12 protein-coding genes are annotated in these 18,115 nt (G+C 72.1%); 6 read left to right on the top strand and 6 right to left on the bottom strand.

Annotation, left to right across the window (positions count from 1 at the left end; all coding sequences use genetic code 11):
* Positions 1-1,214 precede the first annotated feature (1,214 nt).
* Complete coding sequence (locus AC3ANM_RS02050) at positions 1,215-2,537, bottom strand: ferredoxin reductase family protein (protein WP_488286474.1); 1,323 nt, start codon at positions 2,535-2,537, stop codon at positions 1,215-1,217.
* Positions 2,538-3,136: 599 nt separating this feature from the next.
* Here AC3ANM_RS02050 and AC3ANM_RS02045 point away from each other — a divergent pair.
* Together AC3ANM_RS02045 and AC3ANM_RS02040 are read left to right on the top strand one after the other, a co-directional pair.
* Positions 3,137-4,483, top strand: a complete 1,347-nt coding sequence (locus AC3ANM_RS02045) for an ammonium transporter (RefSeq protein WP_488286473.1) — start codon at positions 3,137-3,139, stop codon at positions 4,481-4,483.
* Positions 4,480-4,818, top strand: a complete 339-nt coding sequence (locus tag AC3ANM_RS02040) for a P-II family nitrogen regulator (RefSeq protein WP_488286472.1) — start codon at positions 4,480-4,482, stop codon at positions 4,816-4,818. Before AC3ANM_RS02045 ends, AC3ANM_RS02040 begins: the two co-directional genes overlap by 4 nt.
* Positions 4,819-4,831: 13 nt before the next feature.
* Here the strand turns inward: AC3ANM_RS02040 and AC3ANM_RS02035 are convergent, their stop codons facing one another.
* Genes AC3ANM_RS02035 through AC3ANM_RS02020 form a run of 4 tightly spaced genes read right to left on the bottom strand, consistent with a single transcriptional unit; the run spans position 4,832 to position 12,565 of the window.
* Positions 4,832-5,716 carry a hypothetical protein gene (locus AC3ANM_RS02035; RefSeq protein WP_488286471.1) on the bottom strand — a complete coding sequence of 295 codons (885 nt, stop codon included), beginning with the start codon at positions 5,714-5,716 and terminating at the stop codon, positions 4,832-4,834.
* 27 nt (positions 5,717-5,743) lie between these two features.
* Entirely contained in the window at positions 5,744-8,938 is a 3,195-nt protein-coding gene (locus AC3ANM_RS02030) for an efflux RND transporter permease subunit (RefSeq protein WP_488286470.1), read from the bottom strand.
* Complete coding sequence (locus tag AC3ANM_RS02025) at positions 8,935-9,396, bottom strand: hypothetical protein (RefSeq protein WP_488286469.1); 462 nt, start codon at positions 9,394-9,396, stop codon at positions 8,935-8,937. Before AC3ANM_RS02025 ends, AC3ANM_RS02030 begins: the two co-directional genes overlap by 4 nt.
* 16 nt (positions 9,397-9,412) lie before the next feature.
* Complete coding sequence (locus AC3ANM_RS02020; protein WP_488286468.1) at positions 9,413-12,565, bottom strand: efflux RND transporter permease subunit; 3,153 nt, start codon at positions 12,563-12,565, stop codon at positions 9,413-9,415.
* 341 nt (positions 12,566-12,906) lie between these two features.
* On the opposite strand from AC3ANM_RS02020, the gene AC3ANM_RS02015 reads away from it, so the two are divergent.
* Both AC3ANM_RS02015 and AC3ANM_RS02010 read left to right on the top strand, forming a co-directional pair.
* Positions 12,907-13,977, top strand: coding sequence for an ATP-dependent DNA ligase (locus AC3ANM_RS02015; protein ID WP_488286467.1), 1,071 nt, complete (start codon positions 12,907-12,909; stop codon positions 13,975-13,977).
* Positions 13,978-14,045: 68 nt separating this feature from the next.
* Positions 14,046-15,230 carry an alpha/beta hydrolase gene (locus AC3ANM_RS02010; protein ID WP_488286466.1) on the top strand — a complete coding sequence of 395 codons (1,185 nt, stop codon included), beginning with the start codon at positions 14,046-14,048 and terminating at the stop codon, positions 15,228-15,230.
* A gap of 90 nt (positions 15,231-15,320) precedes the next feature.
* Here the strand turns inward: AC3ANM_RS02010 and AC3ANM_RS02005 are convergent, their stop codons facing one another.
* Positions 15,321-16,112 (bottom strand): pyrimidine reductase family protein, encoded by a 792-nt coding sequence (locus tag AC3ANM_RS02005; protein ID WP_488286465.1) that lies wholly within the window; start codon positions 16,110-16,112, stop codon positions 15,321-15,323.
* Positions 16,113-16,163: 51 nt separating this feature from the next.
* Between AC3ANM_RS02005 and zapE the strand changes: the two genes are divergently transcribed.
* Both zapE and AC3ANM_RS01995 read left to right on the top strand, forming a co-directional pair.
* Positions 16,164-17,201: a cell division protein ZapE gene (zapE, locus tag AC3ANM_RS02000; RefSeq protein WP_488286464.1), complete on the top strand. Its 1,038-nt coding sequence runs from the start codon at positions 16,164-16,166 to the stop codon at positions 17,199-17,201.
* A 15-nt stretch (positions 17,202-17,216) separates the two neighbouring features.
* Positions 17,217-18,110: a polyphosphate kinase 2 family protein gene (locus tag AC3ANM_RS01995; protein WP_488286463.1), complete on the top strand. Its 894-nt coding sequence runs from the start codon at positions 17,217-17,219 to the stop codon at positions 18,108-18,110.
* Positions 18,111-18,115: the final 5 nt, after the last annotated feature.

The raw sequence follows: 18,115 nt of genomic DNA, 5'->3' as shown, positions 1-18,115 counted from the left end.
AGCGCATATCAGGTAGGCACCCCGAAGATGCCGGGCGAGCCGATGAGGGTCCAGCCCTCCCGTGCGAACCGCGTGGCCAGTGGAGACACCGACTGATGCGCCAACGGAGCGCTTCTTCCATGCGCCTCACCTGACATTGGCCAGGTGAGACTTCACGCGGCCGGCTCCGCACCGCGCGACGTCAGGTGACCGGGTATCGGCTTGGGAGTGGGGCCGCACGGGTCCCGTCACCCGCCGAGGACCGGGTGCCCGTCCACGTGCGACGGACTCGTGTCCCCTGAGCTCCGTCAGGGCAGGACGATCGGGACTGTCGGGGTTGCCTGCGCTGTCGGCAGGGTCAGCGTGGGCAGCGTGTGGGTCGGTGCCGGGGGGACGGTCACGCTGGGGAGTGTGGGTGCGGGTGCCGGGGGGACGGTCTCGCTGGGGAGTGTGGGTGCGGGTGCCGGGGCGATGGTCACGCTGGGGAGTGTGGGTGCCGGCGCGACAGTCAGGCTGGGGAGTGTCGGTGCCGGCGCGACAGTCAGGCTGGGGAGTGAGGATGTGGGTGCCGGGGCGATGGTCACGCTGGGGAGTGTGGGTGCCGGGGCGACGGTCACGCTGGGGAGTGTCGGTGCCGGGGCGATGGTCAGGCTGGGGAGAGTGGGTGCCGGGGCGATGGTCACGCTGGGGAGTGTGGGTGTGGGTGTGGGTGCCGGGGGAGCGGACGGTATGGAGGACAGCCCCGGGGCGCCGGTACTGCCCGAACCGGTACTGCCCGAACCGGTACTGCCCGAGCTGGTGCTCCCGACTGGCGAGGCACCTCCGGCCGCAGGCGATCCCGCCCGGCTGCCCGACCCGCCCGGGCCGACCGACCCAAGCGCACCAGTCGCGCCGCCCGTAGGCGTAGGCGTAGGCCCGGGCGCCGGAAGGCTCGGCACGCCGACGGTGCCCGGGAGTGACGTCGCGCCGGACCCGCCGACCGGCTGCCGCTCGAGCTGACGCGAGACCGAAGGCCGCTCGTGGCTCGTCCGCTCTGAGGCCTTGAGCGCACTGGGTGGTGTCGGCTCGGACAGGCCCGGCAGGTGGAGGTGAGGCACGACAACCATGCCGATCCGGATGATCGCGTACGCCACCACTGCAGCGCCGAAGACGATGACAGAGGTCCTGGTGAAGGACCTGTGGGTGAGACGCACGGGCGATTCCTCTCGCGGTGGTTCCTGGTTGGGGTGTCGCCCTCAGACGAGGTCGAGACGTTCGGTGTGGACCTGCGCCTGAGGGATGCCCAGGCCTTGTAGGGCTGCGTGCGCCGTCGCGACCATCGCCGGCGGCCCGCTCACGAAGTAGTCGAGGTCGGTCCGGCGACGGGGCAGGTGTGCCGCCAGCATGTTCGCGGTGAGCCGGCCAGTGGCCCCGGGCCAGCCGGGCGGCGGGTTCTCGAGCAGCTCGACGACTCGCAGTCGCAGTCGGGAGGCGATGTGGGCGATCTCGCGGCGGAACAGCAGCTCGTCGACACGGCTGGCGCAGTTGAACAGCACGTGCTCGCGCTCGTCCCCGTCGGCCGCGAGGGCACGAAGGGTGCTTATCATCGGCGTGATACCGACACCGCCGGCGATCAGCACGAGCCCGCGCGCCCGGCGGGCCTCGGGAGTGAAGGCGCCGTGCGGACCGTCCACCCAGACCCGGTCCCCGGGCGCCACCCGGCGCGCGGCGGGGCCGTAGGCATCGGTGTCCTCGACGGTGAACTCGAGCTCTCCATTGCGGCGCGGCGGGGAGGAGATGGTGAGCGGGTGCTCCTCGAAGCCCAGCGGCGTGCGCCCGATGCGCACCCAGGCGAACTGCCCCGGCCGGAACCGCGTCAGCCCGCGGTGGCCCCACGGCTCGACCACCAGAGTGGTCACCCTGGGGCTCTCGGCGCGCACCTCCCGCACGAGGTAGGGGTGGACGAGCGCCCGGAGGGGTCGCCACACCCACCGCCGGAGCCAGACGAAGAGCATCAGGGCGAGCAGGAACGTGAACCACCGCGCGAACGCGGACTGTGCGATCAGGTGCCGCAGGAGGTAGACGTGCAGCCCGCAGAGCACGACCACGACCATGGAGACCAGGACGTGCATGGCTCGCCATACCTCGTGGGCGCGCCCCGGGGCACGCCGCCGCCATCGGGAGGTGAGGACGAGCACGAGCAGCGCCGCCGTCCCGATCGCCCCGGCGCGCGTGGCGGGACGGCCGAGGAACGGGTCGACCACAGCCCGGTGGGCCGGGTCGCCGAGGACGGCGCCGGTGACGTGCACCAGGACGAACCCCACGGCCGAGGCGCCCAGCAGCCGGTGCACGCCCATGACGACGTCGATGCCCAGCCCGGAGGACAGGCTCCGGATCCGTTTGGGCAGGATGAACGTGACCGCGAGCAGTGACAGGGCGACCAGGCCGGAGGCCACGGATACCTCGTATGCCGGGTTGGCCGTCCTGGGCGGGTCCCCGTGCAGTGCCAGACCGAGGGGGACGAACACCAAGGCGAGGTAGAGGATCGCCGCCGTGGGGCCAATCAGCCTTCGTGTCACGCGTCGTCCAACCGGTAGGGGTCAGCCAGTCCCCTGCCCCGGGAGCCGCCTGTGAGGGCGGCTCGCGAGAAGTTCCGGATGGTAGACCCGGACGCCGCGTCCCGACAAGGGCAGTGGTCCCCCCTCCACCGGCTGACCTGCGACTTTGTGGGGTCTGGCGACGCTGACGGCGGAGACGGGGTAGCCGTCCGAACCCGGCGGCGCGGACTGGATCATCGGGCAGGCAGCGGAACTGGCCCCCGAGCGCATCGAGACCGTCGTCGTGGCGGCCAACGAGGACGGACTCCTGCTCGCCCGGCGGCGAGAGTTCACCGAGTTAGACCGGCACACCCTCGATGAGGACGCCGCCGAGTACGTCGAGCTCTGCCTCGCCCGACCAGGCAGCTCGTCTGCAGGGAGCCGGTCCTCGGACACCCCGTCCTATGGCGGCCACGTCAACCCGGTCGTGTCGGCCGTCAGCCGGCCACGTAACGGTCATCACGGCGCGGAGCGGGCCGGATGTGGGATCGTCCCCGCGGCGGCTGCCCCGACCGCCGAGCTGACCGTCCCCCGACCAGTCGCGGCTGCGCCCGGAGCGCCGCGCCGAAGGTGTCTGCGCCATGACCGTCCTCACCACCGCCCCCCAGGCCCTCGACTCCGGTGACACCGCGTGGCTGTTGACGTCCGCGGCCCTGGTGCTGCTGATGGCTCCCGGCCTTGCGCTGTTCTACGGCGGCATGGTCCGCGCCAAGAGCGTGCTGAACATGATGATGATGACCTTCGGGGCCCTCGCGGCCGTCCTGGTGCTGTGGACGGTGGTGGGCTACTCGATCGCCTTCGGTGACGACATCGGCGGTGGCCTGCTCGGGAACCCGCTGCAGCACCTCGGGCTCGGTGACCTGATGGCGGCGTCGGCCGCCGGGTCCGGGCACGTCCCCGTCCTCCTGTACGCCGTGTTCCAGGGCCTGTTCGCCGTGATCACCGGGGCGCTGGTGTCGGGGGCGATCGCCGACCGCGCGAGGTTCGGGGCCTGGATGGTGTTCGTGTCGGTGTGGACCGTGGTCGTCTACGCGCCCGTGGCGCACTGGGTCTTCGACGCGGGCTCGCCCGGGCACGTCGGCGGCTGGCTGGTCCACCAGGTGGGCGTCATCGACTTCGCGGGCGGCACCGTGGTCGAGGTCGGCTCCGGCGCCTCGGCCCTTGCCCTGGCCCTGGTGCTCGGCCGGCGCATCGGCTTCGGCAAGGAGCCGATGCGTCCGCACAACCTCACCCTCGTCATGCTGGGCGCCGGACTGCTGTGGTTCGGCTGGTTCGGGTTCAACGCCGGCTCGGCACTGGCCGCCAACCAGAGCGCGGTCATCGTCTTCACGACGACGCTGCTCGCCGGCGCGGCGGGCACCCTCGGCTGGCTTGCCGTCGAACGGTTCCGCGACGGCCACGCCACGTCGCTCGGCGCCGCATCGGGCATGGTCGCCGGCCTCGTGGCGATCACGCCGTCGTGCGCGTCGGTGTCGCCGCTCGGCGCGATCGTGCTCGGGGCCGCCGCCGGCGTGGTCTGCGCCTACGCCGTGGGGCTGAAGCACCGGCTCGGCTATGACGATTCGCTCGACGTCGTGGGCGTGCACATGGTGGGCGGCATCGTCGGCACCCTCGGCATCGGCCTCCTGGCAACGGCCAAGGCCCCCACGGGGGTCGACGGCCTCCTGTATGGCGGTGGGCCGGGTCAGCTGGGCAAGCAGGCGGTCGGGGTGGTCACCGTGATGGTCTACGCGTTCGTCGTGTCAGGCATCCTTGGGCTGGTCGTCGACAAGCTGATGGACTTCCGGGTGCATCGCGACGACGAGGTCGGTGGCATCGACCTCGCGGTCCACGCCGAGACCGCCTACGACCTGCACGCCCTCGTCACCGGCCGCACCGTCGGCCACGGGGCCGTGCGCGCGCTCACTCACCCAGGGGAGAACCGATGAAGCTCGTCACCGCGGTCATCAAGCCGCACATGTTCCAGGAGGTGCGCGACGCGCTCGAGTCGTTGGGCATCAGCGGGATGACGGTGGCCGAGGTGAGTGGCCACGGCCGTCAGCGCGGCCACACCGAGGTCTACCGTGGCGCCGAGTACGAGGTCGACCTGGTGCCCAAACTGCGGCTGGAGGTACTGGCCGACGACCGCGAGGCCGCCGACGTCGTCCGGGCGATCGCCGAGGCGGGCCGCACCGGCCGGATCGGTGACGGCAAGGTCTGGGTCGTGCCGGTGGAGTCCGTCCTGCGGGTGCGCACCGGAGAGGTCGACGACGCCGCGATCTGACCCGGCGTTGGCGTCACTGGACGGGGGCGGTGCGCGACCAGACCGGGCTCACGTGGTGCCCGCGGCGGTCCATCTCCATGACGGCCTTGTCGACGGCCTGCAGCTCTGCCGGCCCGAGGTGGCGCAGGCGCGACAGCCGCTCGCGCTCGCGGGAGTCCCCGCCGATGGCACCGATGCGCACCAGTCCGACGCCGGGGGCGTAGTACTTCGTCTGCGTCCCGCTGGTGGGGTCCAGGGGGCTGGTCTCGTCGACCAGCAGGACGTGGTCGTAGCACCGCAGGTCGGAGCAGGCGGTCGCGTCCGTGTCGGCGACCGTGGACACGTCGTAGAAGTCGATCTTCGGGATCAGTCCCTCGGTGTAGGTGCGGCCGTCCTTGGGGTGGGCCAGCATGTGGATGCCGCCCTTCGCCCCGTCCAGGCCGGTCACCCACGTGTCCGGGGCTCCGGTGAGCTTGCCGTTCTCGTACTCCTCGGGGTACTCGGCCATGTTCCAGACGGTGCCGGAGTCGTCCTGGGCGAAGAGCGCCAGCTCGGCCTCCTGCAGCTCCCCGAGGGACAGGTCACGGTCCCAGACGACGCGGGTGCGCACCCCGTTGACCACCTTGGTCAGGTTGCTCACCGTGAACACGATCTCGTGCGGGACGCTGCCATCCGCATCGGTGACCGTTCCGGTCCAGGTCCACTCGGTGCCCGGCACCAGCGGGAACAGCCGGTTGTCGACCCGGGTGGGGTGGCTGAAGGTGCCCATCGGTGGGGGAGGCACGGGCGAGGCCGCGGTCCCCGCGTGGGCCGGCGCCGCCAGCAGGGGCAGTGCCAGCAGCGGGGAGGTGAGGGCGGCCAGGGCCGTACCGAGGCGGCGGCGTCGGCGCATGCTCACGGCGATCTCCTGGTGGGTCATGGCGATCTCCTCACGGGGAAGGGGGACTCAGGCGTTCGCGACCTGACCGGCCTGCCCGTCCTGTCCGGACGGGCGGGACTGCCCGGCCCGCTCGGACCGACGCTGCTCGCGCATGCGCGACCGCAGGTAGAGCGAGGGCACGACCAGGAGGTTGAGCAGGGTCGAGGTGACCAGGCCGCCGAGGACGACGATGGCCAGCGGGTGCTCGATCTCGTGGCCGGGACGGTCGCCGAAGATCACCAGCGGCACCAGGGCCAGTCCGGTGGCCAACGTGGTCATCAGGATCGGTGACAGCCGCTCCTTCGCGCCGCGCAGCACCAGCCCGGGGCCGACCGGCTCGCCCTCGTCCCGCTCCAGGGTCTGGAAGTGGTTGATGAGCAGGATTCCGTTGCGGGCGGCGATGCCGAAGACGGTGAAGAAGCCGACCAGCGAACCCAGGGAGAGGACGCCGCCGGTGAAGTAGGCCGACAGCACGCCGCCGACGAGGGCCATGGGCAGCGTGGCGAAGATGAGCAACGCCAGCCGCCACCGGCCGAACGAGGCCTGCAGCAGCATCAGGATGGCGAAGCCTGCCAGGGCTGCGGACCCGAACAGGGTGTTCTGCGCCGACTGCCGCTCCTCGTACTCGCCGATCACCTCGGCGTGGTAGCCCTCGGGGAAGCTGACCGTCTTCACCTTGGCCTGGATCTGCTGCACGATCGAGCCCAGGTCGCCTCCGGTGAAGCTGGCCCCGACGTCCAGCCGGCGCGAGCCGCCCTCGCGCTCGATGCTGTTGGGGTTCGGGCGGAGCTCCACCGCGGCGACGTCCTTGAGGTGGACGCGCTTGCCCGAGGAGGTGTCGAGGACGATGTTCTGGATCGCGGTGACGCTGTTGCGCGTCGTCGGCGTGCTCCACACCACCGTGTCGTAGGCCTTGCCGCCGCGGAAGATGTCACCGACCTCCTCCCCGGCGACGAGGGTCGAGGCCGCCCGGCGCACGTCGCCGGGCTTGATCCCGTACTGCTGGGCCTTGGCCAGGTTGACGGTGACCTGGATCTGGGGGACGTCGGTCGAGATGTCGACGTGGGCGTCGACGGTCCCCGGCACCTTGGCGACGAGCTTCTGGATCTCGGCGGCCTTCTCGCGCAGGACGTCGAGGTTCTCCCCGAACACCCGGACGATGATCGGTTCCTTGCCGCCGGTCAGGACCTCCTGGATGCGTTCGTCGAGGTAGGTCTGCACCTCCCGGAACAGGCCGGGGTGCTGGTCGGCCACGGCGTTGACCTTGGCGAGGGTCGCCTCGTAGTCCACCGAGGGGTCCAGGCTGATCCAGTTCTCGCCGAGGTTGACCCCGGCCACCTCCTCGCCCAGCAGCGCCTGCCCGATGTGGGCGCCGAAGGACCGCACCCCCGGAATCGTGCGCAGCTCCTTGCTGACGGTCGCCGTGCTCCGTGCCATCTCCGCGTCGGACGTGCCCGGCGCGGTGACCCAGTGCATCAGCAGGTCGCGTTCCTTGAAGGCGGGGAACAGCGACTGGCCCAGGTGGGGCACCGCGACCACCGCGGCGATGGTGAGCACGCCGAAGGCGGCGTAGACGCGTCGGGGCCGGCGGATCACGCGGGCCAGGACCCAGGTGTAGCCACGCTGCAGCCACTTCACGACCGGCGACTCGTGCCGCTCGATGGGGGCCTTGCGCAGCAGGATCAAGGTCAGTGCCGGCGTGACGGTCAGCGCGACGACCATCGAGGCCATGATGGCCAGGGTGTAGGACCAGGCCAGCGGCCGGAAGAACGCGCCGGTCAGCCCCTGGAGCAGGAACACCGGGATGCTCGCCGCCACGATGATCAAGGTGGCGTAGACGATCGGGCTCCGGACCTCGAGGGATGCCTCGAGGATGATGGAGGCCGTCGACCGGTCGCTTCCCGCCCGACGATGCTGTCTCAACCGTCTGACGATGTTCTCGACGTCGATGATGGCGTCGTCGACCACGGCCCCGAGGGCTATCACGATGCCGGCGAGCGTCATCGTGTTGACCGTGTCCCCTCTCAGGTAGAGCACCAGCATCGTGGCGACGAGGGACAACGGGATGGTGATGAGGCTGATCAGGGCGACCCGCCACTCGAACAGGAAGAGCCCGAGGATCACCACGACGAGCAGGAAGCCCAGGACCAGCGCCTGCGTGAGGTTGGAGATGGCCAGCTTGATGAAGTTGGCCTGCTGGAAGATCGTCGTCTGGAACTGGACGTCGGGCAGGCCCGGCTGCAGCTGCTTGATCGCGTCCTCGACCCCCTGGGTCATCTTCAGCGTGTTGGCCCAGGGGAGCTTCTCCACCACGAGCAGGATGCCCGGGTTGTCGTTGATGATCGCGTCGCCGAACAGCGGCTGGTTCGTCTCCGCGACGGCGGCGACGTCGCCGAGCTTGACGGGGTCCTTGCCGCCGGAGCGCACCGGCACCTGGGCCATGTCGGCGGCTGTCGTGATGGGCAGGACGTTGTGGACGTTGAGCCGCTGGTTGGGGGTCTCGATGTTCCCCCCGGTGCCGATGACCGCGCCGCTGGAGAACTTCAGCAGGCCCGAGTCGACGGCGTCGGAGGTCACCTGCATGACCTGGTCGAGGGTGACGTCGTGGTTCTGCAGCTTCGGCGGGTCGACCTGGACGGTCATCAGCTGCAGCCGCTCGTTCCAGATGGCGACGTTGGCGACGCCGGGGACCTGCAGCAGCCGTGCCCGGATGGTCCAGTACGACATCATCGACATCTCGATGAGGGAGTGGGTCTTGGACGTCATGCCGATCTGCATGGCCCGTCCGGTGGCCGAGACGGGGGCGAGCATCACCGGGGGAGCGGCCCAGGTGGGCAGGTTGGGGATGACGGTGCTCAGCCGTTCCTGCACCAGCTCCCGGTCACGGAACAGGTCCGTGTCAGGCTTGAAGACCAGCTCGATCGAGTTCAGCTGCGGCACCGACTTCGAGCGCAGGTCGTCCAGCCCCTGCAGGCCGTAGAGGGCCTGCTCCAGGGGGACGGCGACCAGCTGCTCGACGTCCGAGGTCGACAGGCCCAGGCAGGCCGTCTGGATGACCACCCGGGGTGGGGCGAACTCGGGGAAGACGTCCACCCGCATCGAGGACAGGGAGGAGATACCCACCGTCATCATCGCCACCGCGGCGGCCACCACGATGTAGCGGAAGCGCAGGCTCCCGCCGACGATGCGGCGCATCAGACCGCCGCGCCCCCCGGCGCTCATTCCTCACCGCTGATGTCGTACTCGACGCCCAGCAGCTCGGGTGACCCCACCGTGACCACCTTGGTGCCCACAGCCGGGCCCTTGGTCAGGACGGCCACGTCCCCGGTGATGAAGTCGACGGTGATCGGTTTGCGCAGGTAGGTCAGCGGGGCCGTCTCCGTGTAGGTCCACGAGCTGCCGTCCCGGTCGTAGACCACCGCGGAGTAGGGGATGGTCAACCGGTGGGCCGACCTGACACCGTCGGGGGAGGTGGCGTCCGCCAGGCGTGCCGGGGCCGTGGCGATCCCGATGCGGGTCGCGGCCTCGGAGGTCAGGTGGACGGCCGGGACCGGTGAGCCGACCACGGCTGCCACGGACGCCGGGGGAGCCGCGGCGGGCTCGACCGCGCCCGCTCCGGAGCAGGCCGCCGTCGCCGTGACCACCAGGGCGGCGGCCACCATCGCCATGCTGCGCCTCATGATGACCATCTCCACTTCATCGAGCGTCGGTTGGTGCCGGGGCGGCGCTCGCCGGGCCGGTGGCACCCGGCTCGTCCGGGCGGGCCGGGCCGCGGCCGGCCATCGACATCAGGTAGAGGGCTGGGAGCACGACCAGGGCCGTGATGACGTAGCTGACCAGGCCGCCGAGCAGGGTCGCGGCCATCGGCCGCAGCAGCTCGAGCCCGGCCCCGTCGAGCACGAGCGGGGGCAGGAAGGCCGCGGCCACGGCGGCGCTGGTGAGCAGCACCGGCACGACGCGCGCGCTGGTGGCGCGGCGCACGTCCTCGGCCCCGAGGGGGCCGCCGCGCTCGAGCTCGGCCTGCTGGAAGAGGCGCACCTGGACCAGCAGCCCGCGGACCGCGATACCGAGCACGGCCAGCAGCCCGGCCACCATCCCGACCGACCCGTTGTAACCGAAGGCGAGGCCGGTGACGAGGGCTCCGGCGCACGCCACGACGGTGGTCACCGCCAGCAGCGCCGCACGGCGCCAGCTCGACGTGGCGGCTTGCAGGAGGAGGAATGCCCCGATGACCACCGCGAGCACGTAGGCCAGCGTGCGACGGTTGAGCGCCTGGTCGTCCGCGGCGGTGCCGATCACCTCGGCGTGGTACTCCAGCGGCATCGGCATCCCGGCGACCCTGGCCCGCAGGTCGGCGACGACGGCGCCGGGGTCGCGGCCGTTCACCTGGGCCGTGACGTCGACCGTGCGCGAGACGCCGTTGTGCTCGATGGCGGCGGGCTCGCTGACGAGCCGGACGTTGGCGATCTGGCCGAGCGGCACCTGCTTGCCCGAGGGGGTGTCGAGCCGCAGGGCCTCGAGGCCGGGCAGGCTGGCCCGCGTCGGCGCCTGCCCGAGGACGACGACGTCGAAGATCTTCTGCTCCTCGTAGATGCTGCCGACCGTCAGGCCGGACACGAGGGTCGTGGCGTCACGGCGCACGTCACCGGGGGCGAGCCCCAGGCGTCGCGCCGCGTCGAGCTTGACCTCGATGTTCACCGTGGGCTGGGTCAGCTGCTGCTCCACCTTGGGGCCGACCACGCCGGGGACCTGGCGCATCATCTCCTGCAGCTGCTGCGCCTTGGCGCGCATGGTGTTGAGGTCGATGCCGAACAGCCGCACCGTGATGTCGCTCGGGGTCCGGGAGGCCGTGTCCACGACCTGCTGCGCGTAGCTGACCACGTCCCCCCGGACACCGGGGTAGGCCGCCAGCTCGCGGCGCACGCTGGCGATGGTGGCTTGCTCGTCGGTCGTGCCGTCCAGGGTGAGCCAGATCTCGGCGGAGTTGACGTTGACCTCCTGGTCGGAGGTGATCGCGCGCCCGATGTGCACGCCGACGTCCGTGACGCCGGGCAGGGTCCGCAGGGCCGTGGTCTCCAGCCCGGCGACACGCTGCATCTCGCCCAGGGACGTGCCGGAGGTCGTGCGCAGCTGGACCAGCAGGTTGCGCTCGTGCAGCACGGGGAGCGTGGGCGACAGGTCGACCCGCGGCATCAGCGCGAGGGCGAGCACGGCCAGCAGGCCGAGCGCGGCCAGCGGCACGGCGCGGGAGGTGGGGGCCCGGCGAAGCGCGCGGTCGGCGCGGTCCTGGACCCACCGCGTGACCGGGCTCGCGGCGCGGTCCCGCTCGTGCTCCCCGAGCAGGATGACCGTCAGCGCCGGCGTGACCGTCAGGGTCACCACGAGGGAGACCACCAGCGCCAGCGCGTATGCCGCGGCGGCCGTCCGGGTGAAGGGCACCACCGACTCGCTCAGGAAGAGCGTCGGCACGATCACCAGCAGGCTGATCAGCGTGGCCGTCACCAGGGGAGCCCGTGTCGTCGCCATGGCCGCGGCGACGGTCTCCGTCGCCCCCACGCGGTCGGTGGGTCCGCGTCGGGCGCGGAGGCGCTGGCGCAGGCCGGTCACGCTGCTGATGGCCTCCTCCACCACGGCCCCGACGGCGACCGCCAGTCCGAGCAGCGTCATCGACGTCATCGTGGTGTGCAGCAGGAACAGCACGTATGCCGCGAGCACCAGTGAGAGGGAGACGCTCAGCACGGTGATCAGCAGGGCGCGCCAGGACCAGAGCACCAGCGCGAGCACGAGCACCATCAGCGCCAGCGAGGCCAGGGCGCTGACGCCGAGGTTGTGGGTGGCCGACTCGATGAAGGTCGCCGGGCGGTACAGGTGGGTGTCCACCGTGATCCCCTTCAGCCCCGGAGCCATGTCGGCCATGGCCTTCTCGACCGCGCGGGTGACCTGCTCGGTGTTGGCCTCGGGGAACTTCTCCAGCACCATCACGAGTCCGGCACCGCCGTCGACGATCGCGTCACCGATGAGCGGCTGGTGGTCCTCCTCCACCTTGGCTACGTCGCCCAGGCGCACGCCCGTGCCCTCGACGGCCACGTTGGCCAGGTCGCCGGGCGTGGTGATCGGGAGCATGTGCTGGACCGCGAGCCGCTGGGTCGGGCTCTCGATGAACCCGCCCGTCCCGGGGGTCGAGGCCTCGACGAAGGTCAGGGGGGAGACCCAGAGCGCGTTGCCGGCGGTCTCGAGGAGCCGGGTGAGGGTCAGGCCCTTGGCGTTGAGCGTCCTGGGGTCCACCTGGACCTGCAGCTGACGGTCGCGCTGACCCCAGATGGACACGTTCGCGACGCCGGGCACGCCCATGAGGCGCGGGCGGATCTTCCACCGCGCGAGGATCGACTGGTCGATCAGCGAGACCGACTTCGACGACAGCGCGATCATGGCGACCCGGCTGGTCGCCGCGAGCGGCTGGATCATCAGCGGCGGGCTGCCGACGTTGGGCAGGGCGTGCGCCTGGGTCATCCGCTCCTGCACCATCTGGCGCGCGGTGTAGAGGTCGGTCCCGGGCTCGAAGGTCAGGTCGATCACCGACGCACCGGGCATCGACTCGGAGTGCAGGTCGGCCAGGAAGGGCACGCCGTTGAGCAGGTCCTGCTCCAGGGGCACGGTGATGAGGTTCTCGACCTCCTGGGCGGACAGGCCGAGGGCCTCGGTCTGCACCTGCACCGAGGGCGGGGTGAACTCGGGGTAGACGTCGACCGCCGCCGAGGGCAGCTGGACCAGGGCGAGGACGAGCAGTGCGACGGCGGCGGCGATGACCAGCCGTCCCATCTTCAGTCCCGATGCCAGCACCCAGCTCATGTGACCACCCGCTCTCCAGGCGCGACCCCTGATTCATGCTGGTCGCCGGCCCGTGCACAGCAATCCCACAGGTGCACTAGCACGAACGGGGGTCATGGCGTACCCGCGAGTAGCCCGGGCACGTCAGGTGAGGGAGACGGGGTGGAGACGGGGTGGAGACGGGTGCCGACGGCGTGGAGACGCGGCCCGGCACGGACCTGGCACGGGCCCGGCACGCCACCGGCACGGGCCCGGCACGCCACCGGCACGGGCCCGGCACGCCACCGGCACGGGCCCGGCACGCCACCGCACATGCGGCCGGTCGCCGGGCGCGGGGAGCCCACACTGGCCAGAATGGGCCCATGGACCTGCCCGTCATGCCCCCCGTCGCGCCGATGCTGGCCAAGGCGGTCAAGGACCTGCCCGAGGGGGAGATGTCCTTCGAGCCCAAGTGGGATGGCTTCCGCTCGGTCATCTTCCGCGACGGCGACGAGGTGGAGATCGGCAGCCGCAACGAGAAGCCGATGACGCGCTACTTCCCGGAGGTGGTGCAGGCGGTCCTGGAGTCCCTCCCGCCGCGATGCGTCGTGGACGGCGAGATCGTCCTCGTCGGCGCGACCGGGGACCGGCTCGACTTCGAGCAGCTGCAGCAGCGGATCCACCCGGCGGCGAGCCGCGTGGCCATGCTCGCCGAGAAGACCCCTGCACGGTTCGTGGCCTTCGACCTGCTCGCCCTCGGCGACGAGGACCTGACCGGCCGGCCGTTCCGCGAGCGGCGGGCCGCCCTCGTGGCGGCGCTCGCGGACGCCCGTGAGCCGGTGCACCTGACCCCGGCGACGACCGACCGCGATACCGCCCGGGGGTGGTTCCACCAGTTCGAGGGCGCCGGGCTCGACGGGGTGGTGGCCAAGCCGCTCGACGGTGTCTACGAGCCGGACAAGCGGGTGATGTTCAAGGTCAAGCACGAGCGCACGGCGGACTGCGTCGTGGCCGGCTACCGGCTGCACAAGAGCGGGCCGGACGCGATCGGCTCGCTCCTGCTCGGCCTGTACGACGACGAGGGCGTCCTGGCCAGCGTGGGCGTCATCGGCGCCTTCCCGATGGCCCGCCGGAGGGAGCTGTTCGCGGAGCTGCAGCCCCTCGTGACGGACTTCGAGGGCCACCCGTGGGCCTGGGGGCGGCAGGAGGAGGGCACCCGCACGCCACGCAACGCCGAGGGCAGCCGCTGGGCCGCCGGCAAGGACCTGTCCTTCACCCCGCTGCGCCCCGAGCGGGTGGTCGAGGTGCGCTACGACCACATGGAGGGGGTGCGCTTCCGGCACACCGCGCAGTTCGTGCGCTGGCGCCCGGACCGGGACCCGCGCTCGTGCACCTACGCCCAGCTCGAGGAGCCGGTGAGCATCGACCTCGCCGACGTCCTGGGAGCGCGCTGAGACCGGGCCCTCACCCCCACCCGCGGGTCCGGGCGGCATCGGTCGGCCCCGCCTGAGACGATGCGGGCGTGCCGACCAGACACCCCATCCTGCGCCGCGGCGCCGCCGTGGCCGGAGCCGCCGGGGCGGTGGTGGCCGGTGTGTCGGCCGCCGGGACCCTCGGCGCCGCCACCTACTTCGCCCGCCGGGTGCTCACCCCCGACCCGCGACGCCCCGACGACACCGAGGTGCTCGCGGTCTCCGACGCGGTCGTGAGCCTCGGGCTGACCGACAACACGCTCGCCCCGGGGCGCTACGGCCTCTGGCTCGACGGTGGGGAGGGGCATGCCCGGCTCGGTGACGTCCTGGACGTCGACCATGGCGCCGGGGTGGTCCGCCGCCACCTCGAGGCCGTCGACCGTGGCCGGCTCGAGGTCGGCTTCGCCCGCTGGAACCAGTACTACTACGGCCTGCCCCCGCAGGACTCCCTCGGCCTGCCCACGCGCGACGTGCACCTGCGCTCCGACGTCGGGGACCTCCCGGCATGGCACGTGCCGGTCGACACCTCCGAGGGGGCGCCCCCGTCCCGGCGCTGGGCGGTGCTGGTGCACGGTCGCGGCGCCCGGCGCGAGGAGTGCCTGCGGGGCGTCCCCGCCCTGCACCGGGCCGGCTACGACTGTCTGGTTCCCATGTACCGCAACGACATCGGGGCGCCGCCGAGTCCCGACGGTCGCTACAACCTCGGGCTCTCGGAGTGGCGCGACGTCGAGGCCGCGATGGTCCACGCCGCCGACGCCGGGGCCGAGGAGATCGTGCTCGTGGGCTGGTCCATGGGCGGCGCGATCATCCTCCAGACGCTGGCCCGTTCCTTCCTGGCCGACCGGGTCAGCAAGGTGGTCCTGGACGCGCCCGTCATCGACTGGGCCGACGTCCTGCGCCACCAGGCTGCCCTCAACCGCGTCCCGGTGCCGGTGGAGGCGCTGAGCCGGGGCCTGATCGGCCACCGGCGGGCGCGGCGGCTGGTCGGTGTCCACACGCCGCTGGACGTCGCCGAGACCGACTGGGTCACCCGGGCCGCGGAGCTGCGCCACCCCCTCCTGGTCATCCACTCCGAGGACGACGAGTTCGTGCCGGTCGGCCCCTCCGCGGCGCTGGCCGCGAAGCGGCCGGACCTGGTGCGGTTCGAGCGGTGGCAGGGGGCACGGCATACCAAAGAGTGGAACGTCGACCCGGCGCGCTGGGACGAGGTGGTGACCGGCTTCCTGCGCTCGTGAGTCCCGTGGGGACCGGCCCGTGGCGTGGGCCGGTCCCTGGCGTGGTCCGATCCGTGGGGTGGGCCCGCTTCTGGCGCGGGCCGGTGTGGCTCAGTCGATGGCGGCGTCGGCGCGGACCCAGCGCCCGAGCACGGTGCCCTCGGACTCGATGAGGACGCGCGGCACGAGGTGCTCCACGATCGAGGGTCCGGCGGTGATGCGGGTGTGGTCGCCGGCCACGATGGTCGGGGCGATCGTCAGGCACAGCTCGTCGAGGTGCCCGGCGGAGACCAGGTCGTGCATGAGGTGCGGGCCGCCCTCGCACAGGATCCGCGTCAGGCCCCGCGCGGCGAGCTCCTTGACGACCGCGTCCAGGTCGACCCCGTCGCCGCCACGCACGATGACGTTGTCGTCGCCGAGCGCCCGCCGGGCCTGCTCCAGCGCCTGCTCGGGTGCCCGTTCGCAGGTCAGCAGCAGGACCTCGCCCGCGCCCTCCACCGGCTCGCGCAGCAGCGGCGGCAGCTGGGCCGAGCGGCTGACGACGGCGAGCACCGGGTTGTCCCGCCGGCCGGTGGCGGCGCGCATGTCGTGCCACTGGGCTCGGGCCGCGATCGGCCGGTAGCCCTCGATGCGGGCGGTGCCGGCCCCGACGAGGACGACGTCGGACAGCGCGCGCAGCAGCCCGAACACCTCGCGGTCGGCACCGGTGTTGATCGACCCGGAGCGGCCGTCGGAGCCGGTGGCTGCGCCGTCGAGCGTCGTGACGAAGTTGGCCCGCACCCATGGCTCGCCCCGCGTCGCGCGACGGGGGTACTCGTAGAGCTCGGCCAGGGCGGCAGCATCGAGCCGGCCGTCGGTCGCATCGTCCGAAGGGGCGCCGGGGTGGGGCAGCAGCAGTCGCATCAGAGCCATCCTGCCAGTGGTGGCGTGTGGTGGCTGCCTAGGCTGGGGCTCGTGTCGGACACCGCAACGCAGGCCCCCCTGAGCACCAGACGCCCCACCGTGGACCCCGAGCGGCTCGTCGGCGAGCTCGTGCCGCCGCCGCGCTTCGACGGGGTCCGCTTCGCCACCTACCGCCCGGATCCGGCGCAGCCCAGCCAGGTCGCCGCGGTCGAGCGGCTCGAGGCGTATGCCGCGTCGCTGGCTCCCGCGGGCGGCTCCCGGTGGTCGTTCGGTCGCCGCAAGCCGCAGGACGGTCGCGGGGTCTACCTCGACGGCGGGTTCGGCGTCGGCAAGACGCACCTGCTGGCCAGCCTGTGGCACGCGGCGCCGGGGCCGAAGGCGTTCGGGACCTTCGTCGAGCTGACCAACCTCGTCGGTGCCCTCGGCTTCGCCCGGACGGTGGAGGCCCTGAGCGGTCACCGCCTCGTCTGCATCGACGAGTTCGAGCTCGACGACCCCGGCGACACGGTGCTCATGTCCACCCTGCTGGCCCGGCTGGCCGAGGCCGGGGTGTCGCTGGCCGCGACGTCCAACACCCTGCCGGAGGCGCTGGGGGAGGGGCGCTTCGCCGCGGACGACTTCCTGCGCGAGATCGCGGCGCTCTCGCGCCGCTTCGAGGTGCTCACCGTCGACGGCCCGGACTTCCGCCACCGTGGCCTCGCCGACAGCCCCGCGCCGCTGACCGACGCCGAGGTGGCCGACAAGGTGGCCGCGACCGGGGGTGCGCTCGACGGCTTCGACGACCTGCTGGCCCACCTCGCCCAGGTGCACCCGAGCCGCTACGGAGCTCTGCTCGACGGCGTGGGATCCGTGGGCTGGCAGGGCGTGCACAGCATCGACGACCAGATGGTGGCGCTGCGCCTCGTCGTCCTGGCCGACCGGCTCTACGACCGGGACGTGCCGGTGTTCGCCAGCGGCGCCCCGTTGGGCGAGGTCTTCACGCCGGCGCTGCTCAAGGGCGGCTACCGCAAGAAGTACTTCCGCGCCGTGTCCCGGTTGACCGCCCTCGCCCGGGAGGCCTCCGGGCAGGTCGCGCACGGCGAGGGCTAGTGCGACCATCAGCCCATGGCACACAAGGGCGGGGACGGCGACGGCGGCCCTGGCCGCAACGGCAGCCGCAATGGCGGCGCCGCGTTCCGTGAGGTGCTGCGGGTCGGGGAGGGCTTCCGCCTGGCGGACGTGGACCCCGGGTCGACGCCCGGCTTCGACGGCAAGCGCCGCAATGCCGCGGAGCTGATGACCGAGACCGACGACGAGCTCGACGACCTGCAGGAGCGGCTCTACGCCGACGGCACCGCCGGCGGGACCCGCGCGCTGCTGCTCGTGGTGCAGGGCATGGACACCGCGGGCAAGGGCGGCATCATGCGGCACGTCGTCGGGTCGGTCGACCCGCAGGGCGTGCAGCACACGGCGTTCAAGGCCCCGACCGAGGAGGAGCGGGCCCACGACTTCCTGTGGCGGATCCACAAGGCGCTGCCACACGCCGGGCAGATCGGGGTCTTCGACCGCTCGCACTACGAGGACGTGCTCATCGTGCGGGTGCACAACCTCGTGCCCGAGCCCGTGTGGTCGGCCCGCTACGACCAGATCAACGCCTTCGAGGCGCAGGTCGACGCCGGGGGGACCAGGATCGTCAAGGTCATGCTCGCCATCTCCCCGGAGGAGCAGCGGACCCGGCTGATGTCGCGGCTGGACCGGCCGGACAAGCACTGGAAGTTCAACCCCGGCGACGTCGACGAGCGCCAGCACTGGGATGCCTACATGGATGCCTACCAGGTCGCCCTCGAGCGCTGCTCCACCGACGTGGCGCCGTGGTACGTCGTCCCGGCCGACCGCAAGTGGTACGCCCGCCTCGCCGTGCAGCAGCTCCTGCTCGAGCACCTGCGGGCGATGGGCCCGGAGTGGCCGAAGGCGACCTTCGACGTCGAGGCCCAGAAGGAGCGCCTCGCCGCCACCTGATCTGT

The organism is Oryzihumus sp. JJN4-3R (genome assembly GCF_057747915.1).
Note: the sequence above shows the minus strand (reverse complement) of the source record. Positions and strands in the feature narration are given on the sequence as shown.